16 protein-coding genes are annotated in these 20,763 nt (G+C 40.0%); 10 read left to right on the top strand and 6 right to left on the bottom strand.

Annotation, left to right across the window (positions count from 1 at the left end):
• Positions 1 to 25 precede the first annotated feature (25 nt).
• The 5 genes from CBW18_RS05000 to CBW18_RS05020 all read right to left on the bottom strand — a co-directional run bounded on the left by CBW18_RS05000 (position 26) and on the right by CBW18_RS05020 (position 6,706).
• Complete coding sequence (locus CBW18_RS05000; protein WP_088300217.1) at positions 26 to 544, bottom strand: DUF2911 domain-containing protein; 519 nt, start codon at positions 542 to 544, stop codon at positions 26 to 28.
• Between the two features lie 31 nt (positions 545 to 575).
• Entirely contained in the window at positions 576 to 2,267 is a 1,692-nt protein-coding gene (locus tag CBW18_RS05005) for a sodium:solute symporter (protein WP_088300218.1), read from the bottom strand.
• Positions 2,268 to 2,435: 168 nt separating this feature from the next.
• Positions 2,436 to 4,904: a PIG-L family deacetylase gene (locus CBW18_RS05010; protein WP_088300220.1), complete on the bottom strand. Its 2,469-nt coding sequence runs from the start codon at positions 4,902 to 4,904 to the stop codon at positions 2,436 to 2,438.
• Positions 4,905 to 4,981: 77 nt separating this feature from the next.
• Complete coding sequence (locus CBW18_RS05015; protein ID WP_088300221.1) at positions 4,982 to 6,088, bottom strand: M20/M25/M40 family metallo-hydrolase; 1,107 nt, start codon at positions 6,086 to 6,088, stop codon at positions 4,982 to 4,984.
• 12 nt (positions 6,089 to 6,100) lie between these two features.
• Positions 6,101 to 6,706 (bottom strand): N-acetyltransferase, encoded by a 606-nt coding sequence (locus CBW18_RS05020; protein ID WP_088300223.1) that lies wholly within the window; start codon positions 6,704 to 6,706, stop codon positions 6,101 to 6,103.
• 283 nt (positions 6,707 to 6,989) lie between these two features.
• Between CBW18_RS05020 and CBW18_RS05030 the strand changes: the two genes are divergently transcribed.
• The 10 genes from CBW18_RS05030 (at position 6,990) to CBW18_RS05075 (ending at position 19,664) form a co-directional block, all read left to right on the top strand.
• Positions 6,990 to 8,327 (top strand): sigma-54 dependent transcriptional regulator, encoded by a 1,338-nt coding sequence (locus CBW18_RS05030; protein ID WP_088300226.1) that lies wholly within the window; start codon positions 6,990 to 6,992, stop codon positions 8,325 to 8,327.
• Between the two features lie 48 nt (positions 8,328 to 8,375).
• Positions 8,376 to 8,609: an addiction module component CHP02574 family protein gene (locus CBW18_RS05035; protein WP_088300227.1), complete on the top strand. Its 234-nt coding sequence runs from the start codon at positions 8,376 to 8,378 to the stop codon at positions 8,607 to 8,609.
• Positions 8,610 to 8,858: 249 nt separating this feature from the next.
• Positions 8,859 to 10,439 carry a M1 family metallopeptidase gene (locus CBW18_RS05040; RefSeq protein ID WP_088300228.1) on the top strand — a complete coding sequence of 527 codons (1,581 nt, stop codon included), beginning with the start codon at positions 8,859 to 8,861 and terminating at the stop codon, positions 10,437 to 10,439.
• Positions 10,440 to 10,753: 314 nt separating this feature from the next.
• Positions 10,754 to 10,831 carry a potassium-transporting ATPase subunit F gene (locus CBW18_RS05045; RefSeq protein WP_082468366.1) on the top strand — a complete coding sequence of 26 codons (78 nt, stop codon included), beginning with the start codon at positions 10,754 to 10,756 and terminating at the stop codon, positions 10,829 to 10,831.
• 94 nt (positions 10,832 to 10,925) lie between these two features.
• Positions 10,926 to 12,644, top strand: a complete 1,719-nt coding sequence (kdpA, locus tag CBW18_RS05050; RefSeq protein WP_088300232.1) for a potassium-transporting ATPase subunit KdpA — start codon at positions 10,926 to 10,928, stop codon at positions 12,642 to 12,644.
• Positions 12,645 to 12,691: 47 nt separating this feature from the next.
• Complete coding sequence (gene kdpB / locus CBW18_RS05055; RefSeq protein ID WP_088300233.1) at positions 12,692 to 14,719, top strand: potassium-transporting ATPase subunit KdpB; 2,028 nt, start codon at positions 12,692 to 12,694, stop codon at positions 14,717 to 14,719.
• Between the two features lie 111 nt (positions 14,720 to 14,830).
• On the top strand, positions 14,831 to 15,391 hold the full coding sequence (locus CBW18_RS05060) for a K(+)-transporting ATPase subunit C (RefSeq protein WP_088300235.1): 561 nt from the start codon (positions 14,831 to 14,833) through the stop codon (positions 15,389 to 15,391).
• A gap of 151 nt (positions 15,392 to 15,542) precedes the next feature.
• The gene (locus tag CBW18_RS05065) at positions 15,543 to 16,613 is read left to right on the top strand and encodes a porin (protein WP_088300236.1); all 1,071 of its coding nucleotides are present in this window, start codon (positions 15,543 to 15,545) and stop codon (positions 16,611 to 16,613) included.
• Between the two features lie 101 nt (positions 16,614 to 16,714).
• Complete coding sequence (locus tag CBW18_RS05070; RefSeq protein ID WP_088300238.1) at positions 16,715 to 17,839, top strand: histidine kinase; 1,125 nt, start codon at positions 16,715 to 16,717, stop codon at positions 17,837 to 17,839.
• 85 nt (positions 17,840 to 17,924) lie between these two features.
• The gene (locus tag CBW18_RS05075; RefSeq protein ID WP_088300239.1) at positions 17,925 to 19,664 is read left to right on the top strand and encodes an ATP-binding protein; all 1,740 of its coding nucleotides are present in this window, start codon (positions 17,925 to 17,927) and stop codon (positions 19,662 to 19,664) included.
• On the opposite strand, the gene CBW18_RS05080 is transcribed toward CBW18_RS05075, so the two are convergent.
• Positions 19,661 to 20,137 (bottom strand): acyl-CoA thioesterase, encoded by a 477-nt coding sequence (locus CBW18_RS05080; protein ID WP_088300241.1) that lies wholly within the window; start codon positions 20,135 to 20,137, stop codon positions 19,661 to 19,663. The genes CBW18_RS05075 and CBW18_RS05080 overlap by 4 nt on opposite strands.
• Between the last annotated feature and the right edge of the window lie 626 nt (positions 20,138 to 20,763).

Raw genomic sequence — 20,763 nt, forward strand, 5'->3', positions numbered from 1 at the left:
TTGAAATAATATTAATTTTCTGTTTCTATTTAATAGATACCGGTACGGAAACCTTATCCCAATCTAAAGAGAAGCCAGTTTTAGTAATTTTATAAACCAAACGTTCCTGAGTGGCTTTCAATACTTTGGTTTTAACATCAACACGTAAAGCATCTTTGCCTTCTTCATATTTATATGCACCCCATTGCTTTGGTTCTTTGTTAAAAATTGCCGTCCATGTTCCGCTTTCTTTAGGGATTAAAAAGAAGCTATATTTTCCAGCAGCCAATGGTTTTCCTTCCACCATAATGTCTTTATCCGTTTCAAAAGTAGTGGCTTCGTTTGCACCGGCGCGCCAAACTTTATCATAAGCTTCCAAACCTCCCCAGATTTTACGGCCTTTTACAGCCGGGCTGCTATAGTTAATGGTAATGGTGGCACCTTTTACTTTTCCGGTAACCGTTGCCGCAGGACTCGGTTTAGGCTGGGCATCCTGAGCCATTGCACTTACAGAGAATGTAATGGCTGCAAAAAGCAGGGTGATTGATTTAATCATCTTTTTCATATGGTATATATTTGTTTTGTTGTTTTGAGATTTACGAAAATAAGTTTTTAAGCCGATAAAACCATAATCCTAAAGTCGAAAAAATGATTACGGTTGCGGCACCAATTACATTTAACCAGAGGAATGACACCACATCGAATTTATAAACAGCAATTACGGCAATTTCAGAAAGGATAGCGGAAATAAATACCAGCGGGCCATCGATTTTTTTAAAATAAAAAGCCACCAGGAAAATACCGAGAATTGGTCCGTAAAAAAGTGATCCCAAAACATTTACTGCCTCAATTAGCGAACCCATCTGGGTAGCGAACATCGCCACTGCAATAGAAAATATACCCCAGCCTAAAGTATGTAGTCGGCTATATTTCAACTCCGTAGTGTCATCAATTTTTTTATTGCTAAAAAGAAGATGTATATCTTTTAATGAGCAGGCTGCCAATGAATTTAATGCCGCAGAAATAGACCCCCAGCTGGCCAGGAAAATGACGGCAAATAATAATCCGATCATCCCGACAGGCAAAGTGTTTTTAACAAAGTATAGAAAGATATAATTGGTATCTGTTTTCTCGGCATTAAAGTTGGATTGGTTAATGGCTTCTTCTACCCTGCCATGCAAATCTTTAACCTCAATTTGGGTAGATTTAAATTTCGCAACAGAAGCATTTAATTCCGGTGATTGGCTTTCCTTCTGCAGGAGAATAATTTTGGATTCCTGATTAAATTTTGCCGCTAAAGCCTGATGCTCTTTTTCAAATATGGCCGCTTGTTTGGGTTGAGTTTCTTTTAAATATTGATATGACCTTTCATTGAAATAGATGGGTGCCGGTTTTAGGGAAAAGAAAGCAAATAATAAGGCTCCAATTAAAAGGATGGCAAACTGCATGGGTATTTTGACCAAACCATTCAGCAGCAAACCCATTTTGGCATTGGTGTTATCCTTTGCGGTAATGTATCGCCCCACCTGACTTTGATCGGTGCCGAAATAGGATAGTGCCAGGAAAAACCCGCCAATCAATCCACTCCAGATGTTGTATTTATCTTTCCAGTTGAAATCAGTAGTGATCACATTCAGTTTTCCGGATTTTCCGGCCAGGTATAGGGCATCACTGAAGCCAATTCCATTTGGCATATTTTGCACCAGTAAATAACCGGCAAAAGCCATGGTTCCTAAAATGATCAGGAATTGCAGTTTTTGGGTATGTGCAATGGCTTTTGCCCCGCCAACGTAGGTGTAAATTAAAAGGATGCCACCAGTTAGCACATTGGTGAGGTAGATGTTCCAGTTTAATACGCTGGATAAAATAATGCTTGGCGCATATATACTGATCCCGGTTGATAAGCCTCGGGAAAACAGGAAAAGCAGAGAAGTTAAAACCCTTGTTTTTTTATCGAAACGGTTCTCCAGATACTCGTAAGCAGTGTATACATTTAACCGTTGAAATATTGGAATAAAGGTTACACAAATTACAATCATGGCCAATGGCAAACCGAAATAGTATTGCACGAAACGCATGCCATCGGTATAAGCTTGCCCCGGCGCCGACAAAAAGGTAATTGCACTTGCCTGCGTAGCCATGATCCCCAGCAGCACGATGTACCAGGGCATCTTACTATCGGCCTTTAAATATGATTCGTTACTTTTTTGTCCGCGACCGATGAAAACACCGTAAACCACAACGGCTAATAACGTGAAAATGAGTACACACCAATCGATATTACTCATGCCCAGAATTTAGTGAAAAAATAATAAAATACCACCTGAAACACCAGGGCCAGCGCTAGTAAAATATACCAGGTATTCCAGTTTTTGAACTGATTTTTCATTTAATTTAGATGTGAATTCATAATTTAGGTGTCTGAAAACATAAGATAGCAATTATTCCATAATGGCTTACTTCCCTGCTGATATAAAATTAAAAAACAGCCTTGCTGCACCTACATTACCTGCCGGCAATTGCCTGAAAAATGCCAGTGGTGAATAAATGAAATTCCCCTTACCGTATTTCGCATACAATGTGGCTCCTCTTAAAGGCTCTTCTCCGGTATCGTTCATTTCAAAAAGCGGTTCATATTTATCATCCCATTTATCTGGAAAATAGGCACCACGCTCCTGCACCCAGCCGTTAAAATCTGCTGCTGTAATCTTATTCGGATAGTTTAAAAGCTTATGATTTGGAACCAGGAATTTAACTGAAGCATTTTCTTCAGTAACTCTTTTTCCGCTTATGCTAAAAGGATAAACACCAAAATCCTGTAAGGCCATATCCTGGGTAGTATTGTATTGCATTACCATGGTACCACCGTTTTCTACATAGTTTTTCAAAGCCGGCTGCCAGTTCTTGATTCTCTTTTCGGTATTGATCACCCTTACCCCTGTTACAATGGCATCGTATGTAGCCAGTTTTGCAGGGTTCAAAATATCAGCTTCCGTTAATACATCCACCTGCAAACCAGCCTGACGTAAAAACTCCGGAATCAGATCTCCTGCACCTTGAATATACCCTATTCTTTTTGCCAGCACCTTGATATCGCCTTTTAATAACCAGGTTGTTGCCGGTACAAAATATTGCAGGGAAGGCAGGTGCGGATACTGAATCAATACCTGTCCTTTTGTAAAAGTATTTTGCTCTGCTGAAAAAACAGCTTCAAGTTTATTCTGACTGCTTTTAATTTTTGATAAATCTTCAGCAGGAATTAAAAAGTCTTTAATGGTAACGGTATTTTCAGGTAAATTGATTCCGTTAAAGGTTTTGACGATCACATTTCCAATCTTAAAATCAACCTTACCATAATTGATGGATTTATTAGCCTTCAACCTCAGGGTAACGGCTAATCCTTCTTTTTCCCTGGCAAAATATACCGGCTCGGCAAAACTTAAACCAAGTGCCGGAACAATCCTTAATTGCTCGACCACATCACCTTTAACCGGGTCTAACTTTTTGAACGATAAAGGCAGTTTTACTTTAAATTGTTCCGTACCGATTTTAAGCGACAAAACAACATTCAGTGCAGCTTCATTCTCAGCCAAACCGATTAAGGTATCATTGGCCACACTAAAAGTAGCTGCATTTTTTGCAGGTTTTTCTAACCAGTAGGGTTCAGTTAACCCTGCTCCTGCCGGGATTTGAATCTTACGCTCAATGGTCAGCAGGGAATCGCCCGAAACCCTGCGGTTTAAATTATCTGTTTGGTTGATCCAATTTACCTGTTCTAACAATACCGGAACCGAGGACCGGGCAATTACATTTAAACGAAAGCTGTAACTGTTGCCTGCAATGGCTTCTGCCTGGTCGGTAACCACTTCACCCATAAAACCGGTACAGCTTAAAATAATGTGGTCGATAGCAACTAGTTTATCTTTCCGAAGATTCGCATCCTGCAGTTCAGCAATCTTCTTGCGCAACATCAATAAACCATGTAAACTCTTATCGGGATGGTTATAATCAAAAGACAAGAGGGTAATATCAATTAACTCATCAATGTCATTGATTCCCCTGTCAGACCAGTTCATCGGGATTCTTTCAAACAAATTTGCTTTGGCCTGATCACCTAAAACCGGCGAAAAATATTCCGTTCGTACGCCAGCCACGGCTTGTGTGCCTGCACCCTGGCTTTTGTGTAAACTTCTGCTGAGTCCTGCCAGCTCACCATAACCCAATCCGAGCTGGGCATCATACTGCCCAACAGTTGCCTTCAACTGGTTTTCGGCTGTGGTATTGGTTGATCCAAATCTGAAAGTATTCCAAAGGATGCGTTTGGGTTGCCAAACACTTACATATTTCAATTGATTGGGGAATGCCGTTTGATCTCCTGCCAATTTAAAAGCCTTTTCAGCTATCACTGCAGAAGCCGCATGTTGTCCGTGGCCTGCTGCTGCTGTTGGCGGAAAACGACAAATAATGACATCAGGTCTGAATTTGCGGATTACCCAAACTACATCAGCCGTAAGGCTGTCGGCATCCCATTGTTTAAAGGTATCTTCTGTATTTTTGGAAAAACCAAAATCAATGGCCCGTGTAAAAAACTGCTGCGCACCATCCAGTTTCCTTGCTTCCAGTAATTCATGTGTTCTGATTAATCCCAGGGCTGCACCCTGCTCGGTACCTAAAAGGTTCTGACCGCCATCTCCCCGGGTAAGCGACAGATAGCCGGTTTCCACGTTCTGCTCATTAATTAACCAGGAAAGTAAGCCTGTATTTTCATCATCAGGGTGGGCCGCCAGATAAAGTACCTTTGGAAGATGCTTAAGCGTTTTCAGTTCCCGGTAAATTGCTGAAGATTTCGCCGGCCGCACTTGCTGGGCAGCGCAAAAACTGACAAAGAAACTGAGGACGATTACTGGGCTTAATTTTTTAAACATAGCATTTGGTTTACGAGGTCAAATATGCTTAAAAAGGATTTATTTCAGGCGGTCGTAAACGAAAAAGTACATAAAGCTTATGCACCTTGCTTAAAAAGCGATTCCAGCAGACGAATATAGATCGTTATTCCTTCTTCAATTTCATCGATGTAAACAAATTCATCAGCTGTATGTGATCGTGCAGACTCTCCCGGTCCCATTTTTATGGAAGGCATATCCAACCATCCCTGATCTGAGCTGGTAGGTGATAAATAGGTTTTTCTGCCTAAACCCAAACCCGCCACCACAATAGGATGCAACAAGCTGATGTGGGATGGCTGTAAAATATTTGGCCTGACATTGAAGCTTGAAATGGTATGGTTGATGATGGTGTTCAGAATTTCTCTGGATGTATAATTGTGATCGAACCTGATATCCACGGTAAAGTGGCAACAGCCCGGAACAATATTATGTTGCATGCCCGCATCAATTTGCGTTACGCTCATTTTTACAGGTTGCGGGGCACCATCCTCAATCGGGAACTGATAGCTGGAAAACCAGGCAATATCCCTCATGGCTTTGTAAATGGCGTTATCGCCCTCCTCTCTCGCGGCATGACCAGATCGACCTTTCGCCGTACAATCAATCACCATCGAGCCTTTTTCTGCAATTGCCATTTGCATGTTTGTAGGTTCACCAACAATAGCGAAAGAAATCGGTTCCAATTCATCCAGAATACATTTGATGCCGTTTCCACCTGAAGTTTCTTCTTCCGCCGTTGCGGCTAAACAAAGGTTGAAAGGCAAATTTTCGTCTTCATAGAAATAAATGAAAGCAGAGATCAGCGATACCAGTGCAGCACCGGCATCGTTGCTTCCTAAACCATACAGCTTGTCATCGTAAACAACCGCTGCAAATGGATCACGCGTATATTGTTCATTTGGCCTTACCGTATCGTGATGTGAATTGAGTAAAATAGTAGGCTTCTGCGGGTTAAAGAATTTATTGTAACACCATACATTATTCCGCTTGCGGATGGTATTGATATGATGTTTCGTCAAATGCAATTCAATTTCATCAGCTGTTTTATCTTCAGCACCGCTATAAGATGGCATACTGATCAAGGTGGTTAAAAGAGCGATCGCTTCGTTATAAAGCCTGTTTAAATCTGGATGTGCTGTTGCCCGTTTATCTGAAATATTCATGGTTCGGTTTGATTAATGGATGGCTAATGATTGTTGTTTTTTATCTGCTAAAGCGGCTTGGGTGACGATTTGTTCAATGTGCTCAGGAGTAAACAGCATGGCAGTGCATAAGCAGTTACGCCGTTTTTTTCTTTTCAGAATATCGAAGTTGGTACAACTTGCGCAACCCGCCCAAAAGGCTTCATCTTGGGTAATCTGATCAAAAGTTACCGGCTCAAAACCCAGCTGGCTATTCATTTTCATAATGGCTGCGCCCGAGGTAATGCTGAATATCCTGGCCTGCGGAAAATGACGCCTTGACAAGTTGAAAATTCTGTTTTTAATGCATTTCGCCACGCCTGAATTCCGGAACTTTGGCTTCACAATTAATCCGGAATTGGAGATGAATTTGCCATGTTCCCAGTTTTCGAAGTAGGAAAAGCCTACCCATTCACCACCACTGGTTACCGCAATAATCGCTTTGCCGGTTTCCATCTTTTCAATGATGGATGCGGGTGTTCTTCTGGAGATTCCAGATCCTCTGATGATGGCCGAGTTCAGCGTTTCATCTACAATTTCACCTGCATAAATGGCATCTTCTTTTGTGGCAAGGCGGACAAATATTATTTGATTGTTCATTTTTCTAAAATTTCATCATCCACCAGGACAAACCTGGTGCCCTGCAAACAACAAACCCATATCTATCTGATTGTCTGCATAAAAACTTTCAAAAAAAGGATTACTAAGCATTACCGGCAAAACGAAACACACCAAAATGGAAAGCTTTTTCCCAATATGAAAAGATTGCAGCTTAACCATTCCAAAATGATTGCTTCGAATGGAAAAAATGCAGGATAGATTATATTTTAATTTCTGTTGATTCGCCTTTTTTATCCTTAATATTGTAGCTTATTTCAAACCTATGAACGGGATCATCCTCATCATTGATGATGAAAAAAAAATCAGCAGTTTACTGTCCAGAATTATAGAACTGGAAGGTTTTAGAACTTTGCAGGCCGCTACAGGCAAAGAGGGCTTAAAACTTTTAAAAAACAATGATGTAAGTATTGTAATTAGCGATGTAAAATTGCCCGACGTAAACGGCGTGGCCATGGTGAAGGACATTAAACTGATCAAACCTTTTGTGGAGGTAATCAACCTTACCGCATACGGAACGATATCAGACGGTGTTTTGGCGATTAAAAATGGTGCTTTCGATTACCTGGTTAAAGGAGATGACAATGATAAAATAATCCCTTTACTTTATAAAGCAATTGAGAAAGCAAATCTGCAGCAACGTGTTGCCGAACTAGCACAAAAAATTGCCGGCAAACATCACTTCAGCACGATGATCGGTCATTCCAAAAAACTCACCGAAGCAGTTGATTTGGCGAAAAGAGTAAGCCAGACCGATACAACCGTTTTGCTTTTAGGTGAAACCGGAACCGGGAAGGAAGTTTTCGCACAATCCATTCATTATGAAAGTCCGAGGGCAGCAAAGCCTTTTGTAGCCTTAAACTGTAGTGGCTTTAGTCCTGATTTATTAGAAAGCGAACTATTTGGTTACAAAGCAGGTGCTTTTACCGGTGCGAATAAAGATAAAAAAGGCTTACTGGAAGAAGCCAATGGCGGCACCCTATTCCTGGATGAAATAGGTGAAATGAACCTCGATTTACAAGCCAAGCTTTTGCGGGTGCTGGAAAATCAAAGTTTTATTAAAGTTGGGGATACGCACACACAACAGGTAAATGTACGCATATTGGCCGCCACCAATAAAGATCTTAAAGCAGATGCTGAATCTGGAAAGTTCCGTTCTGATTTATATTACCGCCTTTCGGTTTTCACGATCATGCTGCCGCCTTTGCGCGAACGCAAAATAGATATCCCTTTGCTGGCAAAACATTATTTGGCAGAATTTGCTGTTAAATCCAATCGGGCTCAGCTTAAAGCAGACGATAAACTGCTGGAAATATTGGAGAAACATCAATGGCGTGGTAACATCCGGGAGCTCAAAAATGTGATGGAGCGGCTGGTGATCCTATCTGACGGCGCCGAACTTAATTTATCAGCCTTACCACCAGAATTTTTTGAATTTGTGCCTGTTCAGAATCATTTCAATCTTCATCAGATAGAAAAACAGCATATCCAGAAGGTGCTGATTCATACCAAAGGCAATAAAACGGAAACTTCCAGGTTACTGGGGATTGGCCTGACAACCTTGTATAGAAAAATTGAAGAATACGGAATTTTGGAAATATAAACAGGGGAAGGCAAAAGGTCATTTAAAAAAAATCATTAAATTTGGTATATGAGCATTCAATATTTATCAAATGAGCATGGACAAATCACTGCGGTTCAACTTACTATTGAAGATTGGGAAAAGATTAAAGACCTGCACCCAGAAGTAGAATCGATTGATGCTTCTTTACCAGAATGGCATAAGGAAGTTCTGGATACCAGATTGCAATCCCTGTCCAAGGATTCAAATAAAATAGTGCCGCTATCCGCATTAATGGAGGAGCTTGATCGAAATCAGGTATAAAAAACATCTGGTCAGCCTTTACAGCTGTTTTTCCGTATTCCATTTATTTTATCATTGATGATGAACTTAGCCGGATCGTAATTATCGGCATTTTACATCAAGCCAGGAATCCGGCACTTCAGTACAATAGAAATAGATAGTTTCGCAAATCATTTAAGATAGACCTTAATGCAAGCCCTGGCAGAAACATTAAAAATATTCAATCAATTACATTATTCATTTTAAATACATTACCATTAATTCATCAGCATGCAGAAATATATTCTAATATTATTATTATCAACACTATCTTTTTCCATCTTCGCACAGGAAAATTATTTTCAGCAAAAATTAACCTATAACATTGATGTTACTTTAAACGATAAAGAAAAATCACTCAAAGGATTCGAAACCATTGTTTATAAAAACAATTCACCATCCACACTTGATTTTATCTGGTTTCACATCTGGCCAAATGCCTATAAAAACGAATCAACTGCACTTTTTCAGCAAATCAGGAATGATACTTCCCGCAAGGAAAAACTTAAAAACGTAAGCTACGGCAGTATTGATGGCTTAGGTTTCAAGGTAAATGGAAAATTGGCTGAAACAAAAGCACACCCTAACCCACAGTACATTGATATTGTGAAAGTCATGCTTCCTGCCCCCTTAAAATCCGGTGATTCTGTAACTATTACAACTGGTTTTAATGTGAAATTACCCAGCTATTTCTCCCGGTCCGGCTATGCCGGTACCGAATTTATGGCAACACAATGGTACCCGAAACCCGCCGTGTTTGACAGAGATGGATGGCATGAGTTCCCTTACCTGGATATGGGTGAATTTTACAGCGAATATGCAGACTATAAGGTAAACATCACCCTTCCCACCAATTATGTAGTTGGTGCTACGGGCGTTCTGCAGAATGCAGATGAACTTGCTGCTTATAAAAGTATAGGTGCAAAAAATACAGCGGCCAGAAACAACAAGCCTGCATTATACCGTGCTAAAAGCAGTTCAGGCACCAAAACCCTGACTTACCTGATAAATGATGTGCCTGATTTTGCCTGGTTTGCTGATCAGGACCTGGTCATTCAATACGATACCATAAAACTTGCTTCAGGAAAAGTTGTGGATGCTTTCAGCTATTACCATAATAAGGAAAATACACTTTGGGTAAATAGTATTGACTACATTAAAGATGCAACTAAAAAGTACAGTCAATGGATTGGCGAATATGAATACCCGGTGGTACAAGCCATTGAGGGGCCCAAAAACAATGCCAGCGGCGGAATGGAATACCCTACTATTACCCTGATAACCAGTCCGGATGCGAAAAAAGAAACCCTTGATGGGGTAATTACCCATGAAGTGGGCCACAACTGGTTTATGAGTATGCTGGGCAATAACGAAAGAATACATACCTGGCAAGACGAGGGTTTTAATACCTTTTTCCAGTTCCGTTATGAAGCCGAGAAATACAGATCGAATTCTATTTTTGGCGATGCCATTCCGGCAAAGATTAAGGAACTACCTGCTGATCGGTTTCTGGCCAGTGTTTATGGTGCCTTGTCAAATGTACCTATGCAATCAGCCATTGAAACACCCGCAGCTGATTTCAAAACTTCTGAAGAATATAGTTTAATCTCATATGCCAAGACGGCCCTCTGGCTTTATATTTTGGAATCGCAGGTGGGAAAAGAAAAATTTGATCAGGCCTTTAAAAATTATTTCAGTGAATGGAAAAATAAACATCCGCAACCATTAGATTTTAAAATCTCTATGGAAAAATCATTGGGTGTTAATCTGGATAAATATTTCAGCTTGCTGAACCAACAGGGGAAGTTTTAGTTTGGAGTCTGAAGGCCGAAGCCTATAAACGAATGCGAAAATCCTCTTCTGAAAAATAAACCATCCTTCCATAACGATAAAAACCCTTCCAAAACGGAAGGGTTTTTTTATGCCTAAAAATTTAATCCCGACTAAAATAAAACATAAATCAATACAAATCAGCAACTTATAAAAACACATCTATCTGCGGCACAACAGTTGGCAATAGCTTTCAAAAATTAATAAAGTTATGACCATAATCCTGTTTTTAATTATCCTTTTGCTCTGCTGGGCAACTTATAAATCAATTGATTGGTTCGAAAAAATTTAAAGCCATGTTAGCATTATTCATCATCGCCATCGCCGTATTTATCTATATGATTTACGTGCTGATCAAACCCGAAAAATTTTAATGGAGGAAATAGAAAATCGGTAAAAGAAAATTGATAAATCCATCTCAAATCTATTCCCTATTGACTAATTCCTATTCTCCAAAAAACAAAAAAAATGAACACTGAATTAACCGGCATTATTGCCACATTCCTGCTTACTTTGGTCATCGCCATTCCCTTAGGGAAATATCTGGCCAAGGTTTTTGCAGGAGAAAAGGTCTGGACAGACTTTTTAAAACCGCTTGAAAACTTAATCTATAAACTTTCGGGCATCAATATTAAAGTACAGATGGACTGGAAACAGCAACTGAAAGCTTTATTAGCCATTAATGTATTGTGGCTGGTATATGGCTTTTTCGTACTGATTTTCCAGAATCACCTTCCATTAAATCCGGATGGAAATCCAGGCATGACACCTGATCTGGCCTTTAATACCATCATTAGCTTTGTGGCCAACTGTAACCTGCAGCATTATTCTGGCGAAAGCGGCGTAAGTTATTTAACGCAGCAATTTGTATTGATGTTTCTTCAGTTTGTAAGCGCTGCAACGGGTATTGCTGCTGCAGTGGTCTTTTTTAAAGCATTCAGAGACAAAACTACTACACAACTGGGTAACTTCTGGGAATTTTTTGTAAAAGCCATCACCCGGCTATTGCTTCCGTTATCGGTAATTGTTGCTTTAATCTTAACCTTCAATGGTACACCTGCCAGTTACGATGCAAAGGATCAGTTTATATCGGTTCAGGGCGATACCGTAAATGTTTCTCGTGGACCAGCCGCTCAGTTTATCGCTATTAAACACTTGGGAACGAATGGAGGTGGGTATTTTGGTGCAAATTCTGCTCACCCATTCGAAAACCCAAGCTATTTAACCAACATGGTGGAAGCAATTTCGCAAACGATTATTCCATTGGCGATGGTCATTGCTTTCGGTTACTTTATTCGCAGGCGTAAACTGGCCTGGACTATTTTTGGAGTGATGACCATTGGTTTATTTATGTTGCTGATTCCAACCATTACTTCAGAATTAGGTGGAAATCCGGCATTAGCCAAAATGGGAATTTCTCAGGCCACAGGCGCTATGGAAGGGAAAGAAGTTCGCTTCGGACCAGCCGCTACAGCTTATTGGAGTACCTTAACCACTGTTATTTCAACTGGTTCGGTAAACGGAATGCACGACAGTACTATGCCACTCACTGGTTTATGGCAACTGTTAGCCATGATGATTAATGGCTTTTATGGAGGCTGCGGTGTAGGTATATTGAATTATTTCATCTATCTGATTATTGCTGTATTTATTTCAGGTTTGATGGTAGGCAGAACCCCTGAATTTCTGGGACACAAAGTGGAAGCCAGGGAAATCAAAATTGCTGCGTTAATTACTTTGTTAAGTCCTTTTCTAATTCTTGCAGGTACCGCAATTGCAAGTTATGTTTTTACCAATCATGCCGATGCCGCCTGGGCTGTTCAGCCTAAAGCATGGTTAAATAATCCTGGTTTTCATGGTTTCTCTGAAATGCTGTACGAGGTAACTTCATCTAACGCCAACAATGGTTCAGGCTTCGAAGGTTTGGGAGATAACAATGTTTTCTGGAACGTATTAACCGGGGTGATCATCTTTCTCGGTCGTTTCCTGCCCATTATCGGCCCGGTAGCGATTGCTGGTTTATTAGGTGCTAAAAAATTCATTCCTGAATCTGCAGGAACCTTAAAAACTGACACCAAAACATTTGCGCTGATGACTTTAGCCGTGATTTTAGTGTTGAATGCCCTTTCTTATTTCCCGGCACTGGCCTTAGGCCCGCTGGCTGAATATTTTACCATGCTTAAATAAATCTGCGAAATCACTTTAATCTGTGAAATCAATTTAAAATAAATAAAATGAAACCCAATAATAAATTGTTTGAACCAGCTTTGGTCAAAACAGCATTGAAAGAATCATTCATCAAACTCGATCCCAGGGTAATGGTGCGCAACCCGGTCATGTTTACCGTTGAAGTAGGCACTTTGGTAATGGCTTATGTTACTGTATACTCCTTTAGTCACAGCGGGCAGGGATCGCCATTGTATAACTTCTGCATCTTTTTGGTACTTCTGCTTACCGTAGTATTTGCCAACTTTGCAGAAGCTATTGCGGAGGCCAGAGGAAAAGCCCAGGCAGACAGTTTGCGGAAAACCCGTGAAGAAACACCTGCAAAAGTCCTTTTAGAAAATGGTACAATTGAAATCCGTTCTTCAAACCAATTGCAAAAAGGCGACGTATTTGTTTGCGAAACCGGCGATACCATTCCAACCGATGGAGAAATCATTGAAGGTATTGCAACTATCGATGAATCAGCCATTACAGGAGAATCTGCGCCGGTAATCCGGGAATCAGGTGGTGATAAATCATCAGTTACCGGTGGTACAAAAGTATTATCTGATGAAATCAAAGTACAGGTGAGCACAGCGCCTGGTGAAAGCTTTCTGGATAAAATGATTGCCCTGGTAGAAGGTGCTTCACGCCAGAAAACACCAAATGAAATTGCATTAACGATACTCTTGGCAAGCTTTACGCTGGTATTTATTATCGTTTGCGTTACCTTGAAACCATTTGCCGATTACGCCAATACACCAATTACGATTGCAGCATTAATATCGCTTTTTGTTTGCCTGATCCCAACAACTATAGGTGGTTTATTATCAGCCATCGGTATTGCCGGAATGGACCGGGCGCTACGGGCAAACGTGATTACCAAATCAGGTAAAGCAGTAGAAACCGCAGGAGATATAGACGTGCTCTTGTTGGATAAAACCGGAACCATCACCATTGGTAACCGCAAGGCAACCCACTTCTATCCTACTGCAGGTGTTGTAATTAAAGATTTTACGGATGCCTGCGTATTAAGTTCGCTGGCAGATGAAACACCTGAAGGCAAATCGATTATTGAATTGGCTAATGAACAGGGCTTTAAAACTGCCGGAACACCACAAGGTTCTACCTTTATCAAATTCACAGCCGAAACCCGCTCCAGCGGATTGGATACTGCCGATGGTAGACGCATCAGAAAGGGGGCTTTCGATTCCATCAGAAATATCGTGGAAAAAGCAGGGAATATTTTTCCATCTGATATTGAAAGTCATGTAAAAAATATTGCCACCAATGGCGGAACCCCTTTAGTGGTGTCAGAAAATGAGAAAGCACTTGGCGTAATTGAGTTGCAGGACATCATTAAACCAGGTATCAGTGAACGTTTTGAACGCTTGCGCAAAATGGGTGTTAAAACTGTAATGGTTACAGGAGATAATCCTTTAACAGCCAAATATATTGCAGAAAAGGCTGGTGTAGATGATTTTATTGCAGAGGCTAAGCCAGAAGATAAAATGAACTACATTAAGGATGAGCAGGCACTAGGAAAGCTTGTGGCCATGATGGGTGATGGTACCAATGATGCTCCGGCACTTGCCCAGGCTGATGTTGGTGTGGCCATGAACAGTGGTACCCAGGCCGCGAAAGAAGCAGGTAATATGGTCGATTTAGATAACGATCCTACGAAATTAATTGAGATTGTAGAAATCGGGAAACAGCTCCTCATTACACGCGGAACACTGACCACTTTTTCCATTGCCAATGATGTGGCGAAATATTTCGCCATTGTTCCGGCACTATTTATTGCCGCTATACCGGCATTGCAAAGCCTCAACATTATGGCCTTACATTCACCAGAAAGTGCAATTATGTCGGCTGTGATTTTTAATGCGATTATCATCCCGATATTAATTCCGCTCGCCTTAAAAGGTGTGGCCTATAAACCTATCGGTGCAACGGCATTGCTGCGCAGGAACTTATTCATTTATGGCATTGGAGGGGTTGTCGCTCCGTTCATCGGCATCAAATTAATTGATTTAGTAGTTGGGTTATTTGTATAAACATACTGTCAAGTTGAGCTTGTCGAAAAGAAGATTAATTTCTTCGGCAAGCTCAGGATGACAAAACTAAATCTTCATCATCATTTAAAATCTGTGTAATCACATAATATCATGAAAAAATACATCATTCCATCCATACGCTTAACATTAGTTTTAATCGTATTGTTATGTATCATCTATCCCATCAGTATTGCATTGGCAGGCCGGTTTTCTAAAGGAAATGGTGCTGGTGAGAAAATCACTAAAAATGGAAAAACAATTGGCTATGCCTTATTAGGTCAATCATTTACTAAACCAGCATATTTCTGGGGAAGACCATCAGCAGTAAACTACAACGCCGCAGGCTCTGCAGGTTCAAACAAAGGACCTTCTAATCCTGATTATCTGAAAGAAGTACAATCAAGAATAGACACCTTGCTAAAATATAATCCCGGATTAAAAAAATCGGAGATTCCTGCTGATATGGTTACGGCATCAGGAAGTGGCTTAGACCCAAATATTTCTGAACAAGGCGCTACCATTCAAATTGCCAGAGTAGCTAAAACAAGGCATATCAGTGAACAGAAAGTTAAAGAACTGGTTGCCCTTAATACCATCAAACCTTTAATGGGTTTATTCGGCCCGTCATCAGTAAATGTATTAAAACTGAACCTGGCACTAGACAATCTGTAACACATCGTCATTTCTACCGGAGCAAAGGAAAATGGAGGAGGTCCTTGAAATTTAGTTGTTATACTTCAACGCTTTCTCCCCTCCAGGTTGAAAAGACCATCAATTGATCATGTTTAAAATCACCTTTAACAGGTGTAATCACCATACAAAAATGAAAAAACTCGTTATCCTTATTACCACTTTAACCGCATCAATTACCGCTTTCGCACAAGAAGCACCTAAAGTAAAATTTTCAGGTTATATTGAAGCTTACTATGGCTACGACTTCAATAAACCTGCCGACCATAACCGACCTGCATTTATTTACTCTCATAACCGCACTAATGAAGTTAACCTCAATTTAGGCTTTATCAAGGCTGCTTATGACGATGGTGCCATCCGTGCCAACCTGGCTGTAATGGCTGGAACGTATGCTAATGCCAACTTAGCTGCCGAGCCAGGTGTACTTAAAAATATTTTCGAAGCCAATGCAGGCGTTAAACTCTCTAAATCAGCAAACTTATGGATTGATGCCGGTATCTTTTCATCGCACATTGGTTTTGAAGGCGCCATATCGAAAGATTGTTGGGTTTTAACCAGAAATATTGCTTCAGAAAACACACCCTATTATGAATCAGGGGCAAAACTAACCTATGGTACCCAGGATGGAAAACTTACCGCCACGCTCCTTTATTTGAACGGATGGCAAAGAATTACCCGCCAGAATGGAAATGACAAACCTGCGGGCGGCTTGCAGTTAAGTTGGAAACCCACACCAAAAATCACAGTTAATTACAGCAATTATCTGGGAACAGAGGGTGTTGATTCTGTTCGGGTGAACCGTTTCTATCATAATCTGTATGGTATTTTCCAGTTAACAGATCAATTTGGATTAACCCTTGGCTTGGATTATGGTACCCAACAAAAAGCTAAAGGTAGCAGCAGCGTTAATGAAGTCATTTCACCGGTAGCCATTGTGCAATATAAATTTGCAGATAAATGGGCTATGGCAGGAAGATTTGAATATTACGAAGATAAAAATGGTATTTTTATCTCAACGGGAACGCCAAACGGATTTAGAACAAAAGGCTATTCCTTAAATTTAGATTATTCACCAATCCCGAATGCAGTTGTTCGCTTGGAAGGAAAAACTTACGACAGCAAGGATAAAATTTTTAATCGTGGAACGAATTCCATAAATGCCAGTACCACATTAACAGCCAGTATAGCCGTGGCCTTTTAAATTGCCGCGTAACAAATGCAATATTTAAATATTGCCACGGAAATGCAGTGATAAAGGAAGATTTACCTTATGAAACTGTATTTCCGTGGTTAAAGAAGACAATGCAAAATAAAGAAGATTCTGTACAACATTTCCTTGAACTGATTCAGAAATCCAGGCGGGGAAAGCTCAAAATTTATATTGGGATGAGTGCCGGTGTAGGCAAAACCTACCGGATGCTGCAGGAATCTCATGCCCTGTTGCGAAATGGTGTTGATCTTTGTATTGGCTACGTAGAAACACACCGAAGAAAAGAGTCAGCAGCTTTGGTTGATGGTTTGCCAATGATTGCCCGAAAGAAAATCTTTTATCGCGGTAAAGAAATCGAAGAAATGGATTTACAGGGTATTCTAAACCGTCATCCTGAAATTGTGGTGGTAGATGAATTGGCCCATACCAATGCCGAAGGCAGTAAGAACAGCAAACGCTGGCAGGATGTTTTCGATTTACTTGAAGCTGGTATTAATGTTATTTCAGCAGTGAATATCCAGCACCTGGAAAGCATCAACGAAGAGATTGAACAGATCACGGGTATCAGCGTAACCGAGCGGATTCCCGACAAAATACTGGAACTGGCAGATGAAATCGTGAACATTGATTTAACTGCAGATGAACTGATTACACGTTTAAAAGAAGGGAAGATTTATGATCAAAGTAAAATAGACAAGGCACTAGGTAACTTTTTTCAGGCAGATAAGATATTGCAGCTCAGGGAATTTGCATTAAAAGAAGTGGTACACCAGGTGGAAAGAAAAATTCAGATTGAAATTCCGAAATCAGTAAAACTACGTTCGGAACGTTTTCTGGCCTGTATTTCCTCAAACGCAGCAACGGCAGGTGTCGTCATCCGGAAAACAGCCCGGCTGGCTTCCTATTATCATTCTCCATGGATTGCGTTGTATGTACAAAGTGATGCCGAAAGCTTTGATAAAATCAAACTGGATAAACAACGGCACTTAATTAACCATTTTAAACTGGCCACTGAGCTGGGTGCCGAAGTGATCAAGGTAAAAAGCAATCAGGTTACACAAACCATCATTAATATGGCAACCGAAAAAGAAATTTCCACCATTTGCATTGGTAAGCCTCATTTAAATATTTTTCAGGTGATCATGCGAACGGCTATTTTTAATCAGTTGTTACGTAATTTAGCTGCAAAAGAAATTGATTTGGTTATACTTTCTTAAAATCTAATCTAATAAATTTTACCACCTAAGCACATCTAAACTTAAATATACTAAGGCTTCTTAGGTGGTAATAAACAACTTCACCATGAAAATAAAAACCAAGCTCCGTCTCGGATTCGGCTTCCTCTTCATCATCGTTTTATCTTTTGGTCTGATCGCCTTATTCTTTCTGAATGAATTGTCTGATAAATCCAAAGTAATCCTGAAAGACAATTATAAATCGCTCAAATATGTCAGTGCCATGCGGAATGTTGTAGATGAAAGCAATTTTCCTTTATCATCCGCAAAAGCAAAAATATTTGAAGAAAATTTAAAAAACGAAGGCCGGAATATTACAGAACAAGGTGAGAAAATAGCCTTTCAGAAACTTTTATCAACTTACAAATCTTTACAGGTTTCTTCCAGTACGAACAATATAAAAAACATGCGTACCGCCCTGCAAAGCATTGAAGAGGTAAATATGAAGGCCATTTACAAAAAGAACGACCAGGCAAATGCGGCATCAGCAAGGGCCAATTTATACATTTCAATTGCGGCCGTGCTGAGTTTTCTCATTCTGTTTACGTTTATTGTCAACTTCCCTGGTTTTGTTGCCAATCCACTAGCTGAATTTAGTGCCGCTATCAAACAAATCAGCAGAAAGAATTACAAACAGCGGCTTCATTTTAAAAACCACGATGAGTTCACCGAACTTGCTGATGCCTTTAATGGGATGGTGGTGAAGCTGAATGAATGGGAAAACAGCAATCTTTCAAAAATCAAATCTGAAAAATCGCGGATTGAGGCCATCATCGCACAGATGCAGGATGCCATCATCGGCTTAAATGAAAAGGGTGAAATCCTGTTTTTAAATCACCTGGCAGCAAAGCTGATGAATCTGAATGAAGGAAAAGTCATCGGCCAGAATGCTACAGAACTGATAAAAAAGAACGAACTATTAAAGCGCATCATTAAACCGGAAACCAAAGACAAAACCTTAAAAATTTATGTGGATGAAAAAGAATCTTATTTCTTACTGGAGCATCGCGAAATTGTAATTCCGAATTATGAAGATCAGGATGAAAAGACATTAATCGCATCTTCAAAATCGGCAGGCAGTGTTTACGTACTGAAAAACATTACTCAATTCAAAGAATTGGATGAGGCCAAAACCAATTTCATTGCAACAGTATCTCATGAACTGAAAACACCCCTTGCATCCATAAAAATGAGTTTAAAGTTGCTTGGCGATGAACGTGTTGGCCTGATGAATGAAGAACAAAACCAGCTTTTAACCCATATCAAAGAAGATAGCGACCGGCTGTTAAAAATCACAAGCGAGCTTCTGGATTTATCGCAGGTAGAAACCGGAAACTTAAAACTAACCTTTGCGATAACCAAACCTGAGGATATTGTACAATATGCCATTGATGCGGTAAAATTTCAGGCCGAACAAAAATCAATTAAACTGGAATTAAACTGCGACGCGAACTTACCGAAAGTGAATGCCGACATCCAGAAAACAGCCTGGGTACTGGTTAATTTTTTATCAAATGCTTTGCGTTACAGTTCGGAGAAATCCAAAGTGGTAATTGATATTTTGCAAAAGGATAAATTTGTTCAGTTCTCAGTAAAAGACTATGGAAAAGGCATTGATGAAAAATATCAGAAACGCCTGTTTGAACGCTATTTCCAGGTGCCGACTGATGGGCAGAACAAATCAGGCTCCGGCTTGGGCTTAGCCATTTCGAAAGACTTCATTGAAGCAGAAGATGGAAAAATCTGGGTAGAGAGTGCTATTGGCGAAGGAAGTAAATTTAGCTTTGCCTTACCTGTTATAGACTAAACTATATAGGGTTCCATCTCCTTATCAATGCTTTTACGGAGCTCCATCAGTTTAATGGCATAACCATGCATGGCAATTTCTTTTTCCGTTTTTGGTTTAAAGGCAGGAACGGCTTTAGGCTGCCCTTCATGGTCAACAGCAACAAAAACAATGATACAATGTGTATTTTTAACAAAATCAGCCTGATCAACAGGTTTTGAAAAGGCATCTACAGCAATATGCATACTGGTTTTACCGGTGTAAATAATCCGTGCTTCCATTTTAACCAAATGTCCGATATGAACCGGATGAAAAAAACGGATTCCACCAACATAAACAGTTACACAATATGTTTGACTCCATTGTAAGGCACAGGCAAAAGCAGCCTGGTCAATCCATTTCATCATCATTCCCCCATGTACTTTACCGCCATAGTTTACATCTGATGGTTCGCTTAAAAACTGAAGTTCGATGTGATTTTTTGTTCTGGCCATGATTCTTAGCTCCCGCAGATTGAAATAATTTATACAGATACTTGTTGACAGCAATATGCGAAAATTATGGTATCTAAGAAACAGTACTAAAGAATTTCTGCTGATAAAACCAAATCTGCGTATATTATTTTAAATCAGCAGGCGCATTTTAAACAGGTAATCATAAACAAAAAAGTCGTAGTTAAGCACTACGACTTAATCTTTACATCATTTGCAATAAAACTCAGCCTTCCCGGCCATTAAACACAAAACTTATTTTGCCATAATACTGATCGCATAGCCACCACCCGGTGCACAATACTGCGTTAACTTCGTTTTATTGGTTACTTCCATTTTACAAAAAAATCTGCATATATCATTTTAAATCTGCGGGAGTTTTTTTATTACTGAACTTAATTAACCAAATAGCTTCGAGACAATATAATATTTCCAGCTGATCACACAGATAACCGCTGATAAAACCAAATCTGCATATATCATTTTAAATCTGCGGGAGTTTTTTTATTACTGAACTTAATTAACCAAATAGCTTCGAGACAATATAATATTTCCCGCTGATCACACAGATAACCGCTGATAAAACCAAATCTGCGTATATTATTTTAAATCAGCAGGCGCATTTTAAA

The sequence above is a fragment of the Pedobacter sp. AJM genome, assembly GCF_002197755.1.
In the GTDB taxonomy this organism is placed as follows: domain Bacteria; phylum Bacteroidota; class Bacteroidia; order Sphingobacteriales; family Sphingobacteriaceae; genus Pedobacter.

What these genes read in the sequence shown, in the direction of transcription:
- CBW18_RS05000 (WP_088300217.1), bottom strand. Translation starts at nt 544, where the DNA reads ATGAAAAAGATGATTAAATCAATCACCCTGCTTTTTGCAGCCATTACA.
- CBW18_RS05005 (WP_088300218.1), bottom strand. Translation starts at nt 2,267, where the DNA reads ATGAGTAATATCGATTGGTGTGTACTCATTTTCACGTTATTAGCCGTT.
- CBW18_RS05010 (WP_088300220.1), bottom strand. Translation starts at nt 4,904, where the DNA reads ATGTTTAAAAAATTAAGCCCAGTAATCGTCCTCAGTTTCTTTGTCAGT.
- CBW18_RS05015 (WP_088300221.1), bottom strand. Translation starts at nt 6,088, where the DNA reads ATGAATATTTCAGATAAACGGGCAACAGCACATCCAGATTTAAACAGG.
- CBW18_RS05020 (WP_088300223.1), bottom strand. Translation starts at nt 6,706, where the DNA reads ATGAACAATCAAATAATATTTGTCCGCCTTGCCACAAAAGAAGATGCC.
- CBW18_RS05030 (WP_088300226.1), top strand. Translation starts at nt 6,990, where the DNA reads ATGAACGGGATCATCCTCATCATTGATGATGAAAAAAAAATCAGCAGT.
- CBW18_RS05035 (WP_088300227.1), top strand. Translation starts at nt 8,376, where the DNA reads ATGAGCATTCAATATTTATCAAATGAGCATGGACAAATCACTGCGGTT.
- CBW18_RS05040 (WP_088300228.1), top strand. Translation starts at nt 8,859, where the DNA reads ATGCAGAAATATATTCTAATATTATTATTATCAACACTATCTTTTTCC.
- CBW18_RS05045 (WP_082468366.1), top strand. Translation starts at nt 10,754, where the DNA reads ATGTTAGCATTATTCATCATCGCCATCGCCGTATTTATCTATATGATT.
- kdpA (WP_088300232.1), top strand. Translation starts at nt 10,926, where the DNA reads ATGAACACTGAATTAACCGGCATTATTGCCACATTCCTGCTTACTTTG.
- kdpB (WP_088300233.1), top strand. Translation starts at nt 12,692, where the DNA reads ATGAAACCCAATAATAAATTGTTTGAACCAGCTTTGGTCAAAACAGCA.
- CBW18_RS05060 (WP_088300235.1), top strand. Translation starts at nt 14,831, where the DNA reads ATGAAAAAATACATCATTCCATCCATACGCTTAACATTAGTTTTAATC.
- CBW18_RS05065 (WP_088300236.1), top strand. Translation starts at nt 15,543, where the DNA reads ATGAAAAAACTCGTTATCCTTATTACCACTTTAACCGCATCAATTACC.
- CBW18_RS05070 (WP_088300238.1), top strand. Translation starts at nt 16,715, where the DNA reads ATGCAAAATAAAGAAGATTCTGTACAACATTTCCTTGAACTGATTCAG.
- CBW18_RS05075 (WP_088300239.1), top strand. Translation starts at nt 17,925, where the DNA reads ATGAAAATAAAAACCAAGCTCCGTCTCGGATTCGGCTTCCTCTTCATC.
- CBW18_RS05080 (WP_088300241.1), bottom strand. Translation starts at nt 20,137, where the DNA reads ATGGCCAGAACAAAAAATCACATCGAACTTCAGTTTTTAAGCGAACCA.